Genomic DNA, 19,782 nt, shown 5'->3' on the forward strand with positions numbered 1-19,782 from the left:
ACGGTCCTCCGCCCACGGGTTGAGCGCAGCGCCTCACGGGGGTGCGGGGAACGGCCCGACGAGCCACAACGCCTCCGCAGCCGCCGGACCCCGGTCGCGGCACCACCCACGGCGATGCGGCCTCAGGCCCCCGCGGCATTCGGCCAGCTCTGCGCATTCGGCCACCCCGTCGCCGGCGCCGGCGTCAGCCCCGCGGCCGCCCCCGGTGCGGGCGGCGCCGTCATCCCCCGCACCTGGGCCGCGGTGAGACCGCCGCGCGCCGGGACCCCGGGCGGAGTGGGCGCGACGACGGCCGCGGGCGCCGGTACCGGAGTGGGGGCCGGTACCGGCGCGGGCGCAGGGAGCGGCGCGGGTACCGGTGCGGGCACAGGTACCGGTGTGGGCGCAGGCAGTGGGGTCGGCTGCGGCACCGGCGCCATGGGCTGCTGGGCCGGAGCCGCCATCGGCTGAGGCGCCACGGGCACGGGCTGCGGCACGGCAGGCACGGGCTGCGGCACGGGTGTCGGCTGCGGCGCGGCGGGCACGGGCTGCGGTACGGGCGCCGGCTGCGGCGCGGCGGGCAGGGGCGCCGCCGACATCGGCATCCCGCCGGGCTGTACGGCGGCGGGGAGCGGCATGCCGGTGCCGGCGGCCGGGGCGGGAGCGGCACCCATGGCCTGGGCCTGCGCGGCCAGACCCGGTACGCCGCCTCCGTTGGTCTCGTTCACCAGCCGGTCCACCGCCGCCGTACCCGAGCTGTAGCTGGTCCCGGTGCCCAGCTCGGGTACGGCGGCTCCCCTCCTGGACCCGTAGAGCACCTGCTCCAGGCCGGACACCAGGCGACGCACGTCGACCTGGGGGCGCACCACGAGTCTCAGGAAGCGGCTGGAGGAGCCGATCTTGTTGCCGCACTCGCGGACCAGGATCCGGTGCTCGGTGAGCATCCGGTCCCGGACCACCGTGCCCTCGGCGCCCACGGGAAGGCGTACGAAGAGGAAGTTCCCCTGCGAGGGGTAGACCGTCAGGCCGGGCAGTGCCGACAGGTGGCTGGCCATCTCCAGGCGGTCGCGGCGGACCTGCTGCAGGCTCTGCGCATACTCCGCGCCGTGCTCCTTCAGCATGAACACCATGTGCTCGGCGAAGGAGTTGAGGTTCCACTTGGGGAGCATGGAGCGGACCTTGCCCGCGAGGGCCGGGTTCGCCACGAGGTAGCCGAAGCGCACGCCGTGCAGGCCGAAGTTCTTGCCCAGGCTGCGCAGCACGATCACGTTGGGGCGCAGCATGGCCTCCTGGACGACGCTCGGCTCGGACTCGGCGTCGGCGAACTCCAGGAAGGACTCGTCGACGATCACCAGGTCCAGGTCGGCCATCGCGTCCATGAACTGCACCACCGACTGCTTGCGCAGATAGCCGCCGTCGGGGTTGTTGGGGTTGCAGATCACCGCCACCCGGGTGCCGCGCTTGCGGATGAACTCGGCGTACTGGGCGAGGTCCAGCGCGAAGCCGCTCGCCTCCTGGAGCGGGAACATGTCGACCCGCTTGCCGGTCTCCATCGGCTGGTCGGTCCAGCGGCCGAAGGTCGGGACGGGAACCGCCAGCGACTCGCGGACCAGCAGGTGGTCGATCCAGGTGATCAGCTCCGTGGAGCCGTTGCCCATGGCCACGCACTGCGGCGGGAGCTGGAGCAGCGAGCACAGCTCGCCGGTGATGGTGTCGGCGCCGCTCGGGTAGTACGTGACGATCTCACGGAGCCGGGCCGACAGCTCCTCGAACATGGCCGGGGTCGGGAAGTACGGGTTGCACGGGATGCAGAAGTCCACCGGCCCGGTGCCGTCCCCGCCCTCTCGCGTCAGCGCCGCCATCGAGGGGCTGTGCGCGGTGCTGCCGCGGAACAGCGAGGTGACGTTGCCGGTCAAGGAGACCTCCGTTTCGGGTGGCCCGTGCGGGGGAGCACGGGCCACCCTTGAGTACGGAGGGGGCGGCAGTGGCGTTCAGCTCACCGCTCGTGTGAGCCGGTTCACGCCCGGCCGGTCGCCTTCACCGGTCGCCTTCACACGCCGAACGTGTGGATCGTCGTCGTCCGGTACGTCTGCCCCGGCCGCAGCACGGTCGAGGGGAACGACGGCTCGTTCGGCGAGTCCGGGAAGTGCTGGGTCTCCAGGGCCAGACCGTCGCCCTGCCGGTAGGTGTGGCCGGACTGGCCGACGAGGGTGCCGTCCAGGAAGTTGCCCGAGTAGAACTGCACACCGGGCTGGTCGGTGAGGATCTTCAGGCTGCGGCCGGAGCCGGGGTCGCGCAGGGTCACCACGTGCTCGGGCCTGGCGGTGACGCCTTTGTCGAGCACGAAGTTGTGGTCGTAGCCCTTGGCGGTGACCAGCTGCTGGTGGCCGGTGCGGATGTCCCGGCCGATCGGCTTGGCACGGGTGAAGTCGAAGGGGGTGCCCTTCACCTTCGCCAGCTCGCCGGTGGGGATCAGGCCCGGGTCCGTGGGGGTGAACCGGCCGGCCGCCAGCCAGAGTTCGTGGTCGTAGATGCTGCCGCTGCCCTCACCGGCGAGGTTGTAGTAGGTGTGGTTGGTGAGGTTGACGACGGTCGGCCTGTCGGTGGTGGCCTCGTAGTCGATCCGCCAGTCGCCGTGCCGGTTCAGCGTGAAGGTGACCTTCGTCCTCAGCGTGCCCGGGTAGCCCATCTCGCCGTCGACGCTCGTGTAGTGCAGATGCAGCCCGACGTCGGAGCCGGCGGTGAACGGCTCGATGTCCCACACCTTGGTGTTGAAGCCCTTGGCGCCGCCGTGCAGGCTGTTCACGCCGTCGTTGACGGACAGCTGGTAGTTCTCGCCGTCCAGGGTGAACCGGCCCTTGGCGATGCGGTTGCCGTAGCGGCCGATGGTGGCGCCGAAGTAGGTGGTGCCCTTGACGTAGGCGTCGAGGTTGTCGTAGCCGAGGGAGACGTTGGCGTACCGGCCGTGCCGGTCGGGGATCTCCAGGGACTGGATGATGCCGCCGTAGGAGAGGACCTTCAGGCGGGTGCCACCGTTCTCCAGCGACCAGCGGTGGACCCTGGTGCCGTCGGCGAGCGTGCCGAACAGCTCCTTCACCGGCTTGCGGCCCCCTGGCGAAGCGGACGCGGCCTGGGCCGTGCCCGCGCCCGTGCCGAGGGTGGTGGCGGCGATGCCCGCCGCGGCTGCTCCTGCGATGACCGTGCGTCTGTTCAGTTCCATCGGATGCGGCTCCCGGAAGAGGAGGGGCCCCGCCTCGCGGCGGGGCCCGATCTGGTTTACGAACCGGACTTGCGCTTGTTCCACACGTCGAAGCCGACCGCCGCCAACAGGGCCAGGCCCTTGATGACCTGCTGCCAGTCGGTGCCGACGCTGAGGAGGTTCATGCCGTTGTTCAGCACGCCGAGGACGAGACCGCCGATGATGGCACCGAGCACGGTGCCGACACCGCCGCTCATGGAGGCGCCGCCGATGAACGAGGAGGCGATCGCCTCCAGTTCGAAGCCGTCGCCCGCCTTCGGCGAGGCCGCGTTCAGGCGGGCGGCCACCACCAGACCCGCCAGGGCCGCGAGCACGCCCATGTTCAGGAACACCTGGAAGGTGATGCGCTTGTCCTTCACGCCGGACAGCTTGGCCGCCGGCAGATTGCCGCCGATGGCGTAGATGTGGCGGCCGAAGACCGAGTTGCGCATGACGTAGCCGTAGCCGCCCACCAGGACACCGAGGATGATCAGCACGATCGGCGCGCCGTCGTAGCTGGCGAGGAGCATCGTGAGGGCGCAGATCGCGGCGACCAGCGCGACGAGCTTGAGCAGGAACAGCTTGACGGGCACCACGTCCAGGGAGAACTCCTGCTGGCGGCGCCGGTCGCGCACCTCCTGCCACACCACGGCGGCGATCAGGACGATGCCGAGGAGCAGGGTGAGGTTGTGGTAGTTGGTGTTCGGGCCGACCTCGGGCAGGAAGCCGTTGCCGATCTTCTGCAGGCCGTCCGGGAACGGGCCGAGGGTCTGCCCCTTGAGCAGGATCTCGGTGAGGCCGCGGAAGAGCAGCATGCCCGCCAGGGTGACGATGAACGACGGTATGCCGAAATACGCGATGAGGAAGCCCTGCACGGCGCCCGCCACCGCGCCCACCAGCAGGCACAGCACCAGCGCGACGGGCCACGCCACATGGTGCTGCACCGTCAGCACGGCCGCGAAGGCACCCACGAACGCGGTGATCGAGCCGACCGACAGGTCGATGTGCCCGGCGATGATGACCAGCATCATGCCGATCGCGAGGATCAGGATGTAGCTGTTCTGCAGCACCAGGTTGGAGACGTTGCGCGGCAGCAGCAGGTCGCCGCCGGTCCAGATCTGGAAGAGGACGACGATCAGACCGAGCGCGATCAGCATGCCGTACTGGCGCATGTTGCGGCGCAGGCCGCCGAGCACCAGCCGCAACAGACCCTCGCCGGCGGCCGGTCCGCCCTTGCCCGGCGGCGCGGCGGCCGGGCTCTTGTCGGTGACGTCCGTGCTCATCGCGTTACCTCTTTGTCCTTCGTCATCTGGCGCATCAGCACTTCCTGCGTGGCCTCGGCGCGTGGCACCTCACCGGTCAGCCGCCCGGCGGCCATCGTGTAGATGCGGTCGCACATGCCGAGCAGTTCGGGCAGCTCGGAGGAGATGAAGACGACCGCCTTGCCCTGGGCGGCCAGCCGGTCGATGACCGTGTAGATCTCGTACTTGGCGCCCACGTCGATGCCGCGCGTGGGCTCGTCCAGGATCAGCACGTCCGGACCCGCGAAGATCCACTTGCTGAGGACGACCTTCTGCTGGTTGCCGCCGGACAGCTTGCCCACCGGCTCGAACACCGTCGGCGCCTTGATGTTCATCGACGTGCGGAAGCCCTCGGAGACCTGCCGCTCGGCCTGCTCGTCCACCACGCCCCGCTTGGCGACCTTCCGCAGCGCGGTCAGCGAGATGTTCCGGTTGATGGTGTCGATGAGGTTGAGGCCGTAGTGCTTGCGGTCCTCGGTGACGTACGCGATGCCGTGCTCCACCGCCTCCGCGACGGACTTCGTACGGATCTCCACGCCGTCCTTGAGGACCGTGCCGCCCGCGTACCGGCCGTAGGTGCGCCCGAAGACGCTCATCGCGAGTTCGGTGCGGCCGGCGCCCATCAGGCCCGCGATGCCGACGATCTCGCCCCGGCGGACGCTGATCGACACGTCGTCCACCACCTTGCGCTGCTGGTCGATGGGGTGGTGGACGGTCCAGTTGCGGATCTCCAGCGCGGGGGCCGCGCCCTCCTGCGGCTCGTGCGGGGTGCGCTCGGGGAAGCGGTGGTCGAGGTCGCGGCCCACCATGCCGCTGATGATCCGGTCCTCGGTCGTCTGCTCGGCCTTCACGTCGAGCGTCTCGACGGACCGCCCGTCGCGGATGATCGTCACCGAGTCGGCGACCCGGCGGATCTCGCCCAGTTTGTGGGAGATGATGATCGAGGTGATGCCCTGGTTCTTCAGCTCCAGGATCAGGTCGAGGAGTTTGCCGCTGTCCTCGTCGTTCAGCGCCGCCGTCGGCTCGTCGAGGATGAGCAGCTTCACCTCCTTCGACAACGCCTTGGCGATCTCCACGAGCTGCTGCTTGCCCACGCCGATGTCGGCGACGCGGGTCTCCGGATGCTCGTCGAGGCCGACCCGGCGCAGCAGTTCGGTGGCGTGGCGCAGGGTCTCGCGCCAGTCGATGAACCCGCGCCTGGCGTGCTCGTTGCCGAGGAAGATGTTCTCCGCGACGGAGAGGTACGGCACCAGCGCCAGCTCCTGGTGGATGATGACGATGCCGTGCTGCTCGCTCGCCCGGATGTCCTTGAACCGGCAGGTCTCCCCCTCGAAGAGGATCTCGCCCTCGTAGCTGCCGTGCGGATGGACGCCGGAGAGGACCTTCATCAGGGTCGACTTGCCGGCGCCGTTCTCCCCGCAGATGGCGTGGACCTCGCCCTGCCGGACGGTCAGGGTGACGTCCGACAGCGCCTTGACACCGGGAAAGGTCTTGACGATCGAGCGCATTTCCAGGACGGGTCCCGCCATGGTCGTGCCTTCCAATCAGTGTGGGTCGGGCAGGGGGGCGGGCTTACTTGAGCTGGGACTCGGTGTAGTAGCCGCCCTTGACCAGGACGTCCTCGTAGTTGGTCTTGTCCACGCTCACCGGCTGGAGCAGGTAGGAGGGCACGACCTTGGCGCCGTTGGTGTAGGTCTTGGTGTCGTTGACCTGGGGCTTCTTGTCGTGCAGGACGTCGTCGACCATGGTCACCGCGACCGCGGTCTCCTTGCGGCTGTCCTTGAAGACGGTCTGGGACTGCTGGCCCGCGATGATCGACTTCACCGAGGCCAGCTCGGCGTCCTGCCCGGTGATGACCGGCAAGGGGTTGCTGCCCGAGCCGTAGCCGTCCGACTTCAGCGCGGAGATGATGCCGATGGAGATGCCGTCGTAGGGCGAGAGCACCGCGTCGACCTTGCCGCTCTTGTAGGAGGAGGTGAGGATGTCCTCCATGCGCTTCTGCGCGGTGGTGCCGTCCCAGCGCAGGGTGGTGACCTGGCTGAGCTTGGTCTGCCCGGACTTGACGACCAGTTCCTTCTTGTCGATGTACGGCTGGAGCACCTTCATGGCGCCGTCGAAGAAGTACTGGGTGTTGTTGTCGTCGTTGGAGCCGGCGAACAGCTCGATGTTGAACGGGCCCTTCTTGCCGCCGTCCAGGCCGAGCTTGTGCACGATGTAGGTGCCCTGGAGGGTGCCGACCTTCTCGTTGTCGAACGAGGCGTAGTAGTCGACGTTCTTGGTGCCGAGGATGAGCCGGTCGTAGGCGATGACCGGGATGTGGGCCTGGGCGGCCTCCTGGAGCACGTTGTTCAGGGACTTGTTGTCGATGGCCGCGATGATCAGGCCCTTGACGCCCTGCGTGATCATGTTCTCGATCTGCGAGACCTGGGTGCTCGGGTCGTCCTCGCCGTAGACCAGCTTGGTCTTGTAGCCCTTGGCCTTGAGGTTCTTGACCATGTCGTTGCCGTCGTTGATCCACCGCTCGGAGGACTTCGTCGGCATCGCGATGCCGATCGTGGCGCCCTTGACGTCGCCCGTCTTCTCCTTGCTGCCGCCCGAGCCGCTCTGCCCGCACGCGGTCAGGGTGAGGGCGAGCGAGGCGGTCGCGGATATCGCGGCGAGTGCGGCTCTGCGGTTGCGCATGGTGATCATTCCTTGGTCGTCTCGGCGTTGAGGGGTCGTTGAGAGGTCGTTGAGGAGCCGTTGAGTGGTCATGCGTCGCCGGGGAAGCGGTGGAGCGTCCCGGGCAGCCGCGAGCCGAGCGGCGCCATGTCGCCGTCCGCGCCGTGCCGGGCGAGCAGGTCCAGGGCGAGCCGGCCGCGCCGCACCCGCTCCCGGGCGGTGTCCAGGGTCACGTCCCGCAGATGGGTGCCCCACGGGTAGATGCCGGGTGCCCTGGACAGGCCGAACTTCAGATAGAGCGGTGCGCCGCGCCGGATCAGCTCGGCGACCTCGTACATCCGCACATAGCCCCCCAGGTCGTCGGGTGCCTCGATGTACATGTCCATCGGGGCGCGGGAGACCCGGCGGATCTCGGTGAGGTGATGCAGCGTCAGGTCGCTGGGCACGTTGACGGAGTCGGCGCCGAGCCGCTCGAAGACGGCGTACGCGGCCGGGTTGACGGGGCCGATGAGCGCCGAGACCTTGAGCGTGGTGTCGGCCGGCAGGATGCCGCTCTCCCGCGCCCGGTGCAGCGTCCAGAGCACGCCCTCGTCGGCGACCAGCAGGCACTTGACACCCAACTCGGCCGCCCGTACGGCGTCTTCGACGCAGCCCGCGACGGCGTCGTGGCCCCGTGCGCGCAGCCCGGCCCCGCGCGAGTCGGAGCGCACCGAGCCGCCGATGTCCCAGGTGCCGCGCGGGCCGGTGAACAGGCAGAGTTCGATGTCGCGTTCGGCGGTGGACTCGACCATCTCGGTGATCTCGGCGTCGGTCAGCATCCACACGCCGCTGCCCTGGCTGATCCGGTGGATCGGCACATCGAGGCGCGCGGCCTCCTTCAGCACGACCGCCAGCGCTTCGGGACCCTCGCACGAGGGGATCTCGGTGCGCCAGCGGCCGCCGCCCGGGAAGCTGTGGGCTGAGGCGTCGGCGGGGTCGAGGGCGGGTGCGCCCAGACCGAGAGCGGCGAGCGCCTGCTCGCCGGGTCGGCGGACCGCCGTAGCGGAAGCGTCGGTCGTCACAAGCTGTCCTTTGTGTTCGATATATCGGACGTAGTTCGCGCCTCGGAGCGGAAAACGGCCTGGGCGGTGCCGCCGAAAAAAGAGCGGCCGTGGTGGTACGCCGGTCGGGGCGCCGTCAGGTCACGCCCCGACCGGCGTACGCCTTCAGGGGCGCAGCAGCACCTTCCCCACCTTCGGATCGCCCGCCCCGACCAGCTCGATGGCCTGCGGGAACCCGGTCAGCGGCAGCTGGTGCGTGACCAGCGGCAGCGGGTCGAGCAGCCCGGTGCCGAACACCCGCACGGTGTGCGCCCAGGCGTCCGGTGGGGCCCCGAAGACGGTCTGCACCTCCAGCTGCCGTACGACGAGATCGGTCGGGTCGAGCCCGTCCGCGCCCGGCCCCGGGATCCCGGTCAGGACCAGCCGTCCGCCGCGCCGGAGCAGCGAGGCGGCGGTGCGCGCGGCGGAAGCCGATCCCGCCGTCTCGATCACGACGTCGAAGTCGTCCGGCAGCCCCTGGTCCTCGAGCCGGAAGCCGGTCGCCCCGAACCGCCGCGACAGCGCCTCCCGGTCGTTCCCGGTCCCGACGACGAGCAGTTCGGCCGGTGAGACCGCCCTCAGGAACTGCACGGCGAACATCCCGAGCGTCCCGGTGCCGACCACCGCGACCCGCTCTCCCGGCCGGGCGCCCGCCTTCAGCGCCGCCGCGGCGACGCAGGCGGCCGGCTCCAGCAGGGCGGCGGCGGTGAGATCGGCGTCGTCCGGGAGCACGTGCAGCAGCCGGGCCGGCAGGGTCAGCGTGGCGGCCATCGCGCCCGGCCGGGTGAAGCCGGTCTCCTCGTAGCCGTCGGTGCACAACGTGGTCTCGCCCGCATGACAGCGCTCGCAGACCTGGCAGTTGCGGAAGCCCTCGCCCACGACCTTGCGGCCGACGAGTCCTTCCGGCACTCCGGCGCCCACCTGTGAGACCGTCCCGGACCACTCGTGACCGGGCGTGAGCGGATAACGGACGTACCCCTCGGGCCGGTTGCCCTGGTACACCTCGCGGTCGCTGCCGCAGATGCCCACCGCGTGCACGGCCACCAGCACCTCGCCGGGGCCGGGCTCGCGAGGCGTGTGCTCCGCCAGCCGGTACCGGCCCGGGGCCTCGACGACGACGGCGGTGCTCACTCGGTCCCCTTCGGCCTGCGCTGCTCCCAGCCTTCGGCCCACAGGTCGAACCGGGCCTGCTGCTGCGGGAACTCGGCGGCCGCGTCGACGTCCAGCTCGACGCCGAGTCCGGGGGCGTCGGAGAGGTGGAAGTAGCCGTCGACGACCTGCGGCGCGCCCTTGACCACCTTCTTGATCTCCGCGTCCGCGAAGTCATTGAAATGTTCGAGGATCTTGAAGTTCGGTGAGGTGAAGCCGACCTGGAGGGAGGCGGCGGTGAGCACGGATCCGCCGACGTTGTGCGGCGCGACCAGCATGTAGTGCGTCTCGGCGGTGGCGGCGAGCTTCCTGGTCTCCCAGATGCCGCCGATGTGGCCGACGTCGGGCTGGACGATGTCGACGGCCTGGCTGTCGAGCAGCTCGCGGAACTCGATCCGGTCGTGGATCCGCTCGCCCGTGGCGACCGGGACGTCGACCTTGGCCGCGACCTTCTCCAGCGCCTTCAGGTTCTCCGGCGGCACCGGCTCCTCCAGCCAGGCCGGCTCGAAGGGCGCCATCTCCCTGGCCAGCCGGACGGCGGTGGCGGGGGAGAAGCGGCCGTGCATCTCCAGCATCAGCTCGGCGTCCGGACCGATCGCGTCCCGCACGGCCTCGATGAGGGAGACGGCGTACAGGGTCTCCTGGTGGTCCAGTTCGAAGTGCCCGGTGCCGAACGGATCGATCTTCAGCGCCTGGTAGCCGCGCTCGATGACCCCCTGGGCGGCCTTGTGGTAGGCCTCCGGGGTTCGCTCGGTCGTGTACCACCCGTTGGCGTACGCCTTGACCCTGTCCGTCACCTTGCCGCCGAGCAGCTGCCACACCGGTACGCCCAGCGCCTTGCCCTTGATGTCCCAGCAGGCCATCTCGACGACGGCGATGCCGGACATGACGATCTCGCCCGCACGGCCGTAGTCGCCGTACTTCATCCGGCGTACCAGATCCTCGACCGCGAACGGGTCCGAGCCGAGAATGTGATTGGCCTGGGCCTCCCGCAGATAGCCGATCAGCGCGTCGGTGTGACCGAGCATCCGGGTCTCGCCGACGCCCGTGACCCCCTCGTCCGTGTGCACCTGGACGTAGGTCAGATTGCGCCACGGCGTGCCGACCACGTGGGTGCTGATTCCGGTGATGCGCACGGCAGTTGCCCCTCAGCTGTTCGATATTTCGTCACACGTTCGAAATGCTGGCGTGACAGTAAGGATGGGGTGGTGGGGGTGTCAATGGGGCGCACAGGTAACGGTTTCGGCAAGCCTTTCGAGAATTGTTTCGTTTTCTACGAAACCTTCACAGGGGTGCCTAGGAACGGGACCGGCGGGGAATCTAGTCTTCCGGCGTCATGGACTACTGCCACCCGTGCCAACGGCACCTCAACGGCGCCCTGGCCTGTCCCGGGTGCGGAACACCGGCACGCCCCGCCGCCGGGGCGACGGTCGCGTACGCACGCGCGGGCACGGGTGGAACACCGGGTCACGGCGGGCACGTGCCCGCCGGCGACCGTCATCCCCCTGCCGAGACCTACGACGCGCGCGTGCCCGCCCAGGCGCACGGCGCGCCCGAGGAGTACGCGCCGCCGGCCTACGACTCCCAGGCCTACGGCACTTCGCCGTACGGCTCGCACGGGTACGACGCCGGTCAGGGGCACGAGTCCCAGGGGTACGGCGTCCCGCGCCAGTACGAGCCGGCGGAGACGGAGGCCCCGGAGCCGCACGGGGAGCCGGAATCCGGGGCCGAGGCCGAGGCCGGGGGCGCCGATCCCGAGCGGGGTGGCCGGTCCGCCCGGCGCGGGGCGCGCGGCACCGCCACCGTGGGTCCCGCCGGCGCCGACACGAGCCGGCGTGACCGCAAGGCCGCCGCGCACCGCCGCCGGCGCCGGCGTACGGTGCTGATCACCGCGGGCTTCGTGCTGGCCGCGGGCGGCCTCAGCCTCGCCGAACTCGGCACGGACGCGCCCTTCTCGCCCTTCGCCAGCGGACAGCCGGACGCGGCCGGGGACACCGCGGCCGACGGCGGCACGTCCTCCGCCTCGCGCGGCGCCACGGCCGACCCGGCCGCCGACGCCTCCGGCGCGGCCCGGGGCGCGACCGCCTCCGCCTCCCCGGGCGCCTCGGCCTCCGCCTCCGCCTCCGAGTCCCCCAAGGACAAGGCCTCCAAGTCCCCCGGCGCCAAGGACACCGGCACGGCGCAGCAGACCGCCGCCGCGGGCTCCGGCGCCACCGCCGCCCCGGCGCCTCCCGCCACCACCCGGCCGGCCTCCACCCCGTCCAGCGCCCCGACGGCCTCGCATCCGTCCCCCACACCCTCACCCACCCATACCTGCAAACGTTTCCTCTGGTGGTGCACCTGACCCCGCCACACGCCCCCGTCCCGTCCCGTCCGCCGTGCGCGGTGGCGCTGACGCGCCGGAGGCGGTCGAAGCGGTCGGGCCGGGCCGAGTCCCCGCACACGTGTGCCGGGGTGGCGTGACTGAGCCGCCGCCCCGCACCGGCGCGCCACCCCGGCCCGCACCGGCGCGCCACCCCGCGCCGTACGCCGTCCGGGGCAGCCGTGACACCCATGGGCGCTTGCGGTGGTTGAGTCGAACGGGTGCATTGCGCCGTACCGGTCTCGGGAACGCCCGCAGCGGGAACGGGCGTTGTGCTGAGGGGGAGCAGCGAGCAGCGGCTCACTTGAGGAGAGCGGATGACGCAGCAGATCACCGTCCACGGCGCGGTCGCCGAGGGCTTCGAGGCGGTGCGTGAGGAGTTCGCCGCCTTCGTCGCCGCGGAACGGGACGACTACGAGGGCCAGTTGTGCGCGTACGTGCACGGGCGGCAGGTCGTCGACCTGTGGGCGGGCGCGGAGGCGGACTCGCTGTACGGCGTGTTCTCGTCCACCAAGGGCGCCGCCCACCTGGTGGTCGCGCTCCTGGTCCAGGACGGCACGCTGGAGCTGGACCGAAAGGTGACCTACTACTGGCCCGAGTTCGGCGCCGAGGGCAAGGGCGGAGTGACCCTGCGGGACCTGCTGGCGCACCGGGCCGGACTGGTCGGGATCGACGCCGGGTTCTCCGCGGAGGAGATCGCCGACGACCGGGCGATGGCCGAGCGGCTCGCCGACCAGAAGCCGTTCTGGCGACCGGGGACGGCCTTCGGCTACCACGCGCTGGTGATCGGCGCGCTCACCGGCGAGGTGGTCCGCCGGGCCACCGGCCGTACGCTCCAGGAGGTCTACGAGGAGCGGGTGCGGGCCCCGTACGGCACGGACTTCTTCCTGGGGCTGCCCGAGTCCGAGGAGACCCGCTTCCGCCCGGTGCAGCCGATGCTCCCGACGCCCGAGCAGCAGGTCATGCTCGCGGCCCAGCCGACCGGACCGCACACGCTGGCCTCCATCGCCTTCAACACCCACGTCCCGGAGCCGGGCACCCCGGACGAGTACGCCAACTCCCGCCGCGTGCGGGCCAAGGGACCCGCGTCGGCGGGCGGCGTCGCCTCCGCGCGGGGACTCGCGAAGATGTACGCGGCGGCGATCAGCGAGCTGGACGACCGGCCACCGCTGCTGAAGCCGGACACGATCGCCGAGGTGGGCCAGATCCACTCCGTCGGCTATGACCTTGTGGCCCGCGCCCACAAGTCGTACGGCCTGGGCTTCCAGGCCACCGCGGACATGTGGCACCCGGTGCTGGGCGCCGGCACCTTCGGCCACAGCGGCGTCGGCGGCTCCCAGGCCTTCGCCGACCCGCGCAGCGGCCTCGCCTACGGCTACACCCGCCGGCGGATGACCTTTCCGGGTGGAGCGGCACCGGAGAACGACCGGTTGGTGAGAGCGCTCCACAAGGCGGCGTTGCCGAGGTGAGTCGAGCCGGGGGGCCGTAGCGATGTGCGGCTCCGCCGCGTGGGCGCGGGCGGCCACGACGGACCCGCAGCCAAGATCGCCTCGCAGCCGGCACACGCCCTTTGCCGAAAAGAAGACCGCACCCCACGTCCAAGGGTGCGGTCTCCGCACTGCGCAACGACGGTCGTCACACCAGCGTCACGGTGATGTCGCCCCGGGTCGCCTTCGAGTACGGGCACACCTGGTGAGCCTTTTCGACCAGGTTCCGGCCCACCTCGGCGGAAACGCCGGGAATGCTCGCCGAGATCTCCACGATGATCCCGAAACCGTCGTCGTTCTTGCCGATCCCGACCTTCGCGGTGACGGTGGACCCGGAGACATCGGCACCCTCGGCCCGGGCGACCACGCCCAGCGCCCCCTGGAAGCAAGCGGAGTATCCCGCGGCGAACAGCTGCTCCGGGTTGGTCCCGGCGCCGCTGCCGCCCATCTCCTTGGGCGGGTTGACGACGACGTCGAGCCGGCCGTCATCGGTGGCGACGCGGCCGTCGCGGCCGTTCTCCGCGGTGGCGACGGCGGTGTACAGGACGTCGGACTGCGTGATGGGCATGCGGTTGTCTTCCTCCTCGGTCCGCCGCGACTCGCGCCCACGATCGACGGCGGATTCGGAAAGAAGTTACCGCATGCCGGAAAGCTTGGGCCAGGCCTCAGAGCTTGACGATCATCTTGCCGATGTTGTCGCCGCGCAGCACCCCGAGGAACGCCTCCAGGGTGTTCTCGACGCCCTCGACGACGGTCTCGCGGTACTTCAGCTCGCCCGAGGCGACCCACGGCCCGACCTTCTGCACGAACTCCGGCTGCAGGTCGTAGTGGTCGCCGACCAGGAAGCCCTCGATGCGGGCCCGGGTCTGGATCAGCCGGGCGAGGTTCCTCGGGCCGGGGGCGGGCTCGGTGTTGTTGTAGACCGAGATCATGCCGCAGACGGCGACACGGCCGCCCTGGCGGAGCGAGCCGATGGCGGCCTCGAGGTGGTCACCGCCGACGTTGTCGAAGTAGACGTCGATGCCGTCGGGCGCGGCCTGGCGCAGCTGCTCGTCCACGGGGCCGTTCTTGTAGTTGAAGGCGGCGTCGAAGCCGTACTCCTCGACCAGCAGCTTGACCTTCTCGTCGGATCCGGCCGAGCCGATGACCCGGGAGGCGCCCAGGAGCTTGGCGAGCTGGCCGACCTCGCTGCCCACGGCACCCGCGGCGCCGGAGACGAAGACGATGTCGCCCTCCTTGAAGGAGGCGGTGCGCAGCAGCCCGGCGTAGGCGGTCAGGCCGGTCATGCCGAGGACGCCCAGGTAGGCCGACAGCGGCACCTCGTGGGCCTCGTCGTCGACCTTGACGGCCGGGGCGAGGGCGGGTCCGACCTTGACGGCGTTCTTCGCGTCCACGACCGCGTACTCGCGCCAGCCGAAGAAGTGCAGGACGTGGTCGCCGGCGGAGATGCCCTCGGCGTGGGACTCGACGACCTCGCCGACCGCACCGCCCTGCATGACCTTGCCCAGCTCGAACGGGGCGGCGTACGACTTCGCGGCACTCATCCGGCCGCGCATGTACGGGTCCACCGAGAGGAACTTGTTCCGTAGGAGCACCTGGCCCTCGCCGGCTGCCGGGACCGGGGTCTCGACGAGGGCGAAGTCCTCGGGCTTCGGCCAGCCGACCGGACGGCTGAGCAGGTGCCACTCGCGGTTGATCATGACAGCGCCTTTCCTGGATACTTCAGAACCTGAAACAACCATGCGCTTCAATATTTCAGGATGTCAAGTAAGCGGGTATCCTGGGGTGCATGGCCACACCACCGAAGCCCCACCGCCCCGACGCCCTCACGATGGAGGTCGTCGAACTCATCGGGGACGTCGTGGCCCGCTTCTACGCGGACTACGAGGAAGCGGCGGGCGAGCACGCGCTGACCGGACCGCAGGCCCGGCTGCTCAGCCTGCTCTCGGTGGAGCCGCTGCCGATGCGGAAGCTGGCGCACAAGCTGAAGTGCGAGCCGTCGAACGTCACCGGCATAGTGGACCGCCTGGAGTCCCGGGGACTGGTCGAGCGCCGCCCCGACCCCGACGACCGCCGGGTGAAGGTGGCCGCCGCCACCGACGCGGGCCTGGGCGTCGCCCGTGACCTGCGCGAAGGCCTCCACTTCGCCCGCGAACCGCTCGCCGGCCTGTCGGCGGAGGAGCGCGGCTCGCTGCGCGATCTGCTGCGCCGCATGCTGGACGGCTGAGGAGCCGCCCGCCGCCCGGACGGGAGTGGGTAAAGTTCCCGCCATGCGCGATCTTGGGGCGGGATTCGGTCATCTGCTGGCCGGTCAGCGCTGGATGACCCGGCACGGCCGGCAGTACGGCTTCGGGCTGCTGCCCGGCCTGATCACCCTGGTGCTCTACACGGCGGCACTGATCGCGCTCGCCGTGTGGGGCGAGGACGTGGTCGGCTGGGCGACGCCCTTCGCGGACCACTGGTCCAGCCCCTGGCAGGGCCTGTTCCGCGGCTTCCTCACGGCCGTCCTGTTCGCCCTCGGTCTGCTGCTGGCGGTCCTCACCTTCACGGCCGTCACCCTCCTCGTCGGGCAGCCCTTCTACGAGAACCTGTCGGAGAAGGTCGACGCCGACGCCTCGCCCGACGGCACCGCCCCGCGGTCGGACCTGCCGCTCTGGCGCGAACTGTGGATCTCGGCCCGCGACAGCCTGCGCATCCTGGTACGGGCCGCGGTGTGGGGCGTCCTGCTCTTCGCCCTCGGTCTGCTGCCCTTCGTCGGACAGACCGTCGTCCCCGTGCTCGGCTTCCTCGTCACCGGTTTCTTCCTCACCGAGGAACTGACCGCCGTGGCCCTCCAGCGCCGGGGCGTCGAACTGCGCGCCCGGCTCGCCCTGCTCCGCTCCCGCAAGACCCTGGTCTGGGGCTTCGGCGCGCCTCTCGGCCTGGCCTTCCTGGTCCCGCTCGTCGCGGTGTTCCTCATGCCGGGCGCGGTCGCGGGCGCCACGCTGCTCGCCCGCGACCTGCTGGGTGAGGAGAGCGGCGACGACGTCCCCGCTCCCGGCGCTCCCCACGGGGAGCCCGACTCCGAGGACGCCGCCCGGTGACCCGGATCCTCGCCGTCGCCGTCGTCACGGACCCCCGACGACCGCCGCGAGCCGGCCTCGTTCCCCGTGCTGCGCACCGGCTCCCTCACCAACGTTCCACGTTCTTCTCGCAGACGCGGACGCGGTCCCTGATGCCGCGCGGCCGGAAGATCCTCGACGAGCTCATCGGCTCGGTCCCGGCAGGCCTCGGCGCCGGCCTGGCGCCGGCGCCCTCGCGTTGAGCGCCGCGGCCCGGTGCCCCGCTCGGGCCCGGACCCGAAGCACCGCTCTCAGTCCACCGGCTCTCCCAGCAGCCGCAGGAAGTCCCGGAACGCCCCCGGCATGTCCACCGAGTCCGGGTCCAGCAGCCACTGGTACTGCAGCCCGTCCATCACGGCCACCAGCAGGGGAGCGGTGCGTTCGGGGGTGAGGCCGTTCGGCAGCCGGTCGCCGTACTCGGCCCGCAGCACCCCGGCCATGGACTCCCGCACCCGTGCGTACCGCTCGGTGAAGTACCCCCGCGCCGGATGCCCCTCCGTCACGCTCTCCCCGAGCAGCGCCGAGAAGGTCTGGATGATCGCCGGCCGCATCGCGTTGTACTCGACCAGCGAGGTCAGCAGGTCCACCCGCCACCGCGTGTCCGGCACCGCGTCCCACCGGTCCCGCTCCTGGAGCACGGCCACCAGCAGGGCGTCCTTGGTGGGGAAGTGGTGCAGCAGCCCCTGCTGGGTGAGGCCGACGCGCTCGGCGACCGCGGCGAGGCTGGCCCCCCGGTACCCGCGCTCGGCGATCACCTCCAGCGCCGCCCCGACGATCTCCGCGCGCCGCTCCTCGCTCCTGACCCTGGCGTTCATGACGTCACGGTACGGCATGCACGTCCACCAAAAATAACGACAAGGTAACGCAACCTACCGTTCTACAGGTGGTCCGCGCACGATGGAGGCACGCTGCAGGGACGTCCACACGAGGAGGCACCCGATGGCGGGATCCCAGCCCACCCCGGCCGGCACGGCGCGCGAGGCGGTCGTCGAGGCCGCTCTCGGCAAGCTCGGTCTCGACGCCAAGGCGCGGCTGCTGGCGGGCCAGGACATGTGGACCCTGCCCGCGCTGCCGGAGATCGGCCTGAAGCCCCTGGTGATGTCCGACGGCCCGATCGGCGTCCGGGGCGTGCGCTGGAGTGCCGACGACCCCTCCGTCGCCCTGCCCTCGCCGACCGCGCTCGCCGCCGCCTGGGACCCCGAACTCGCCCGCCGCGCAGGCGTCCTGCTCGCCCAGGAGGCCCGCCGCAAGGGCGTCCACGTGCTCCTCGCGCCGACCGTGAACCTGCACCGTTCACCGCTCGGCGGCCGGCACTTCGAGGCCTACAGCGAGGACCCGTACCTGACGGGCGTGATCGGCAGCGGATACGTCATTGGCGTCCAGTCCGGCGGCGTCGGCACCACCGTCAAGCACTTCGTCGCCAACGACGCCGAGACCGACCGCTTCACCGTGAACAACCTGGTTTCCGAACGCGCCCTGCGCGAGGTGTACCTGGCCCCCTTCGAGGCGATCGTCGAGAACGCCCGCCCCTGGGGCGTCATGACCGCCTACAACACGGTCAACGGCACGACCCTGACCGAGCACCACCACCTCGTCAACGAGGTCCTGCGCGGTGAATGGGGCTTCGACGGCTTCAACGTCTCCGACTGGACGGCCGCCCGGGACACGGTCGGCGCCATCGACGGCGGTCTGGACGTGGCCATGCCCGGGCCGCGGACCGTGTACGGCGACGCCCTCGCGCAGGCCGTCCGGGACGGCGAGGTCGCCGAGGCCACCGTCGACGCGGCCGTGCGCCGGGTGCTGCGGCTCGCCGCCCGCGTCGGTGCCCTCCAGGGCGCCGAACCCGTCGTACCCGAACCGCCCGCCCCGGTCGACGGCGAGGCCCTGGCCCGCGAGATCGCCCGCCGGTCCTTCGTCCTGGTCCGCAACGAGAACGCCGCCCTCCCGCTGCGACCCGGCGCCACGGTGGCCCTGATCGGCGCCCCCGCCCGCGACGCCCGCGTCCTCGGCGGCGGTTCCGCCACCGTCTTCCCGGCCCGGGTCGTCTCCCCGCTCGACGGCCTCACCGCCGCCCTCCCCGAGGGCACCCTCAGCTACGCCGTCGGCGCCGACCCGGCCACCGAACTCGCGGTGGCCGGACAGGGGTTCCGCCTCAGGGCCGTCTGCCGCGACACCGGCGGAAACGTGATCGGCACCCGCAGCGCACCCAGCGGACTGATCCAGTGGATGGGTTCGGACCTCCCGGACGGGGTCACCCACGACACCCTGCACACCGTGGAGCTGACCGGCACCTTCACCCCGCGCGCGACCGGCCCCCACACCTTCGGCGTCAAGGGCATGGGCCTCTTCACCCTCACCGTCGACGGCACCACGTACTACGACGACGTCCAGCGCCCGGAGGAGGACGACCCCTTCGAAGCCTTCTTCGGCGCCCCCGTACCCCGCGCCCGGGCCGAACTCACCGCCGGCGAAACGGTCGAGGTCTCCCTCATCCACGTCGTCCGGCTCCCCGACGACATCCCCATGAAGGCCGTCACCTTCGCGCTCGCGCACCGCGAGCCGCAGCGCGCTGCCGACGAGCTGATCGCCGAGGCCGTCGAGGCGGCGCGGCACGCCGACACGGCCGTCGTCATGGTGGCCACCACCGACCGCGTGGAGTCCGAGGGCTTCGACCGCAGGGACCTCGCGCTGCCCGGCCGTCAGGACGACCTGGTCCGCGCGGTCGCCGCCGTCAACCCGAACACGGTGGTGGTCGTCAACTCCGGTTCCCCGGTGGAGCTTCCCTGGCGCGAGGAGGCGGCCGCCGTCCTGCTCGGCTGGTTCCCCGGCCAGGAGGGCGGTGCCGCCCTCGCCGACGTCCTCACCGGTGCCCACGAGCCCGGTGGCCGGCTCCCCACCACCTGGGGCTCCCTCGCCGACGCCCCGGTGACCCGGGTGACCCCCACCGACGGCGAACTGCACTACACCGAGGGCGTGTTCATCGGCTATCGCGCCTGGGAAAGGGCCGGCCGCACTCCGTCGTACCCGTTCGGCCACGGCCTCGGCTACACCGACTGGGCGTACGAGTCCCTGGACGTCGACGGCACCACCGTGCGCGTCCGCGTGCGCAACACCGGCGAGCGGCCCGGCCGCGAGGTCGTCCAGCTCTACCTCTCCCCGGCCGAGCCCGACCCCGGGCGCCCGGCGCGGCAGCTGGCCGGCTTCGCCGCAGCCGAGGCAGGCCCCGGCGAGAGCGTAGAGGTCACCGTGGTCCTGCCGCGGCGCGCCTTCGAGATCTGGGACGAGAAGGCGAACGCGTGGGCGTTTGTGAAGGGTTCGTACGAGATCGCCGCCGGACGCTCGATCGCGGACCGCCGGCTCGCCGCGCCGATTAACGTCTGATCCGGGACAAGTCCCCACGAGCAGCCCCGGTCCGGGACCTGACC

Annotated in this window: 16 protein-coding genes; 5 read left to right on the forward strand and 11 right to left on the reverse strand. The window is 71.2% G+C overall.

What is annotated here, in order from left to right; genetic code table 11:
- Positions 1-122: 122 nt before the first annotated feature.
- The 8 genes from ABZ919_RS09155 to ABZ919_RS09190 all read right to left on the reverse strand — a co-directional run bounded on the left by ABZ919_RS09155 (position 123) and on the right by ABZ919_RS09190 (position 10,543).
- A complete protein-coding gene (locus tag ABZ919_RS09155) occupies positions 123-1,895 on the reverse strand; it encodes a histidinol-phosphate transaminase (protein ID WP_361244464.1) in 1,773 nt (590 codons plus the stop codon).
- A gap of 134 nt (positions 1,896-2,029) precedes the next feature.
- On the reverse strand, positions 2,030-3,199 hold the full coding sequence (locus ABZ919_RS09160; RefSeq protein WP_361244467.1) for an aldose epimerase family protein: 1,170 nt from the start codon (positions 3,197-3,199) through the stop codon (positions 2,030-2,032).
- A gap of 56 nt (positions 3,200-3,255) precedes the next feature.
- A complete protein-coding gene (mmsB, locus tag ABZ919_RS09165) occupies positions 3,256-4,500 on the reverse strand; it encodes a multiple monosaccharide ABC transporter permease (protein ID WP_361244470.1) in 1,245 nt (414 codons plus the stop codon).
- Positions 4,497-6,047, reverse strand: coding sequence for a multiple monosaccharide ABC transporter ATP-binding protein (gene mmsA, locus ABZ919_RS09170; RefSeq protein ID WP_361244473.1), 1,551 nt, complete (start codon positions 6,045-6,047; stop codon positions 4,497-4,499). Before mmsA ends, mmsB begins: the two co-directional genes overlap by 4 nt.
- A 43-nt stretch (positions 6,048-6,090) precedes the next feature.
- Positions 6,091-7,200 carry a multiple monosaccharide ABC transporter substrate-binding protein gene (gene chvE / locus ABZ919_RS09175; RefSeq protein WP_361244475.1) on the reverse strand — a complete coding sequence of 370 codons (1,110 nt, stop codon included), beginning with the start codon at positions 7,198-7,200 and terminating at the stop codon, positions 6,091-6,093.
- Between the two features lie 68 nt (positions 7,201-7,268).
- The gene (locus tag ABZ919_RS09180) at positions 7,269-8,240 is read right to left on the reverse strand and encodes a hypothetical protein (RefSeq protein ID WP_361244478.1); all 972 of its coding nucleotides are present in this window, start codon (positions 8,238-8,240) and stop codon (positions 7,269-7,271) included.
- A 144-nt stretch (positions 8,241-8,384) separates the two neighbouring features.
- Entirely contained in the window at positions 8,385-9,389 is a 1,005-nt protein-coding gene (locus ABZ919_RS09185; RefSeq protein ID WP_361244481.1) for an alcohol dehydrogenase catalytic domain-containing protein, read from the reverse strand.
- Positions 9,386-10,543, reverse strand: coding sequence for a mandelate racemase/muconate lactonizing enzyme family protein (locus tag ABZ919_RS09190; RefSeq protein WP_361244484.1), 1,158 nt, complete (start codon positions 10,541-10,543; stop codon positions 9,386-9,388). The genes ABZ919_RS09185 and ABZ919_RS09190 overlap by 4 nt, the downstream gene beginning before the upstream one ends.
- Positions 10,544-10,887: 344 nt before the next feature.
- On the opposite strand from ABZ919_RS09190, the gene ABZ919_RS09195 reads away from it, so the two are divergent.
- A complete protein-coding gene (locus tag ABZ919_RS09195) occupies positions 10,888-11,751 on the forward strand; it encodes a hypothetical protein (RefSeq protein WP_361244486.1) in 864 nt (287 codons plus the stop codon).
- Positions 11,752-12,086: 335 nt separating this feature from the next.
- Positions 12,087-13,238: a serine hydrolase domain-containing protein gene (locus ABZ919_RS09200; RefSeq protein WP_361244489.1), complete on the forward strand. Its 1,152-nt coding sequence runs from the start codon at positions 12,087-12,089 to the stop codon at positions 13,236-13,238.
- Positions 13,239-13,404: 166 nt separating this feature from the next.
- On the opposite strand, the gene ABZ919_RS09205 is transcribed toward ABZ919_RS09200, so the two are convergent.
- Together ABZ919_RS09205 and ABZ919_RS09210 are read right to left on the reverse strand one after the other, a co-directional pair.
- Positions 13,405-13,824: an organic hydroperoxide resistance protein gene (locus ABZ919_RS09205; protein ID WP_361244492.1), complete on the reverse strand. Its 420-nt coding sequence runs from the start codon at positions 13,822-13,824 to the stop codon at positions 13,405-13,407.
- A gap of 97 nt (positions 13,825-13,921) precedes the next feature.
- A complete protein-coding gene (locus tag ABZ919_RS09210; protein WP_361244494.1) occupies positions 13,922-14,956 on the reverse strand; it encodes an NADP-dependent oxidoreductase in 1,035 nt (344 codons plus the stop codon).
- An 89-nt stretch (positions 14,957-15,045) separates the two neighbouring features.
- Between ABZ919_RS09210 and ABZ919_RS09215 the strand changes: the two genes are divergently transcribed.
- Positions 15,046-15,483, forward strand: coding sequence for a MarR family transcriptional regulator (locus tag ABZ919_RS09215; RefSeq protein WP_361244497.1), 438 nt, complete (start codon positions 15,046-15,048; stop codon positions 15,481-15,483).
- Between the two features lie 43 nt (positions 15,484-15,526).
- Positions 15,527-16,339, forward strand: coding sequence for an EI24 domain-containing protein (locus ABZ919_RS09220; protein WP_361244500.1), 813 nt, complete (start codon positions 15,527-15,529; stop codon positions 16,337-16,339).
- Positions 16,340-16,608: 269 nt separating this feature from the next.
- Here the strand turns inward: ABZ919_RS09220 and ABZ919_RS09225 are convergent, their stop codons facing one another.
- On the reverse strand, positions 16,609-17,190 hold the full coding sequence (locus tag ABZ919_RS09225; RefSeq protein WP_361244503.1) for a TetR/AcrR family transcriptional regulator: 582 nt from the start codon (positions 17,188-17,190) through the stop codon (positions 16,609-16,611).
- A 106-nt stretch (positions 17,191-17,296) separates the two neighbouring features.
- On the opposite strand from ABZ919_RS09225, the gene ABZ919_RS09230 reads away from it, so the two are divergent.
- Positions 17,297-19,738 carry a glycoside hydrolase family 3 C-terminal domain-containing protein gene (locus tag ABZ919_RS09230; RefSeq protein WP_361244505.1) on the forward strand — a complete coding sequence of 814 codons (2,442 nt, stop codon included), beginning with the start codon at positions 17,297-17,299 and terminating at the stop codon, positions 19,736-19,738.
- The last annotated feature ends 44 nt before the right edge of the window (positions 19,739-19,782 follow it).

Source organism: Streptomyces sp. NPDC046759 (assembly GCF_040645475.1).
In the GTDB taxonomy this organism is placed as follows: domain Bacteria; phylum Actinomycetota; class Actinomycetes; order Streptomycetales; family Streptomycetaceae; genus Streptomyces.

Excerpts from the sequence above, each read along its gene's own strand:
- ABZ919_RS09160 (WP_361244467.1), bottom strand. The coding sequence starts at position 3,199 with ATGGAACTGAACAGACGCACGGTCATCGCAGGAGCAGCCGCGGCGGGC.
- mmsB (WP_361244470.1), bottom strand. The coding sequence starts at position 4,500 with ATGAGCACGGACGTCACCGACAAGAGCCCGGCCGCCGCGCCGCCGGGC.
- mmsA (WP_361244473.1), bottom strand. The coding sequence starts at position 6,047 with ATGGCGGGACCCGTCCTGGAAATGCGCTCGATCGTCAAGACCTTTCCC.
- chvE (WP_361244475.1), bottom strand. The coding sequence starts at position 7,200 with ATGCGCAACCGCAGAGCCGCACTCGCCGCGATATCCGCGACCGCCTCG.
- ABZ919_RS09200 (WP_361244489.1), top strand. The coding sequence starts at position 12,087 with ATGACGCAGCAGATCACCGTCCACGGCGCGGTCGCCGAGGGCTTCGAG.
- ABZ919_RS09205 (WP_361244492.1), bottom strand. The coding sequence starts at position 13,824 with ATGCCCATCACGCAGTCCGACGTCCTGTACACCGCCGTCGCCACCGCG.
- ABZ919_RS09210 (WP_361244494.1), bottom strand. The coding sequence starts at position 14,956 with ATGATCAACCGCGAGTGGCACCTGCTCAGCCGTCCGGTCGGCTGGCCG.
- ABZ919_RS09215 (WP_361244497.1), top strand. The coding sequence starts at position 15,046 with ATGGCCACACCACCGAAGCCCCACCGCCCCGACGCCCTCACGATGGAG.
- ABZ919_RS09220 (WP_361244500.1), top strand. The coding sequence starts at position 15,527 with ATGCGCGATCTTGGGGCGGGATTCGGTCATCTGCTGGCCGGTCAGCGC.
- ABZ919_RS09225 (WP_361244503.1), bottom strand. The coding sequence starts at position 17,190 with ATGCCGTACCGTGACGTCATGAACGCCAGGGTCAGGAGCGAGGAGCGG.
- ABZ919_RS09230 (WP_361244505.1), top strand. The coding sequence starts at position 17,297 with ATGGCGGGATCCCAGCCCACCCCGGCCGGCACGGCGCGCGAGGCGGTC.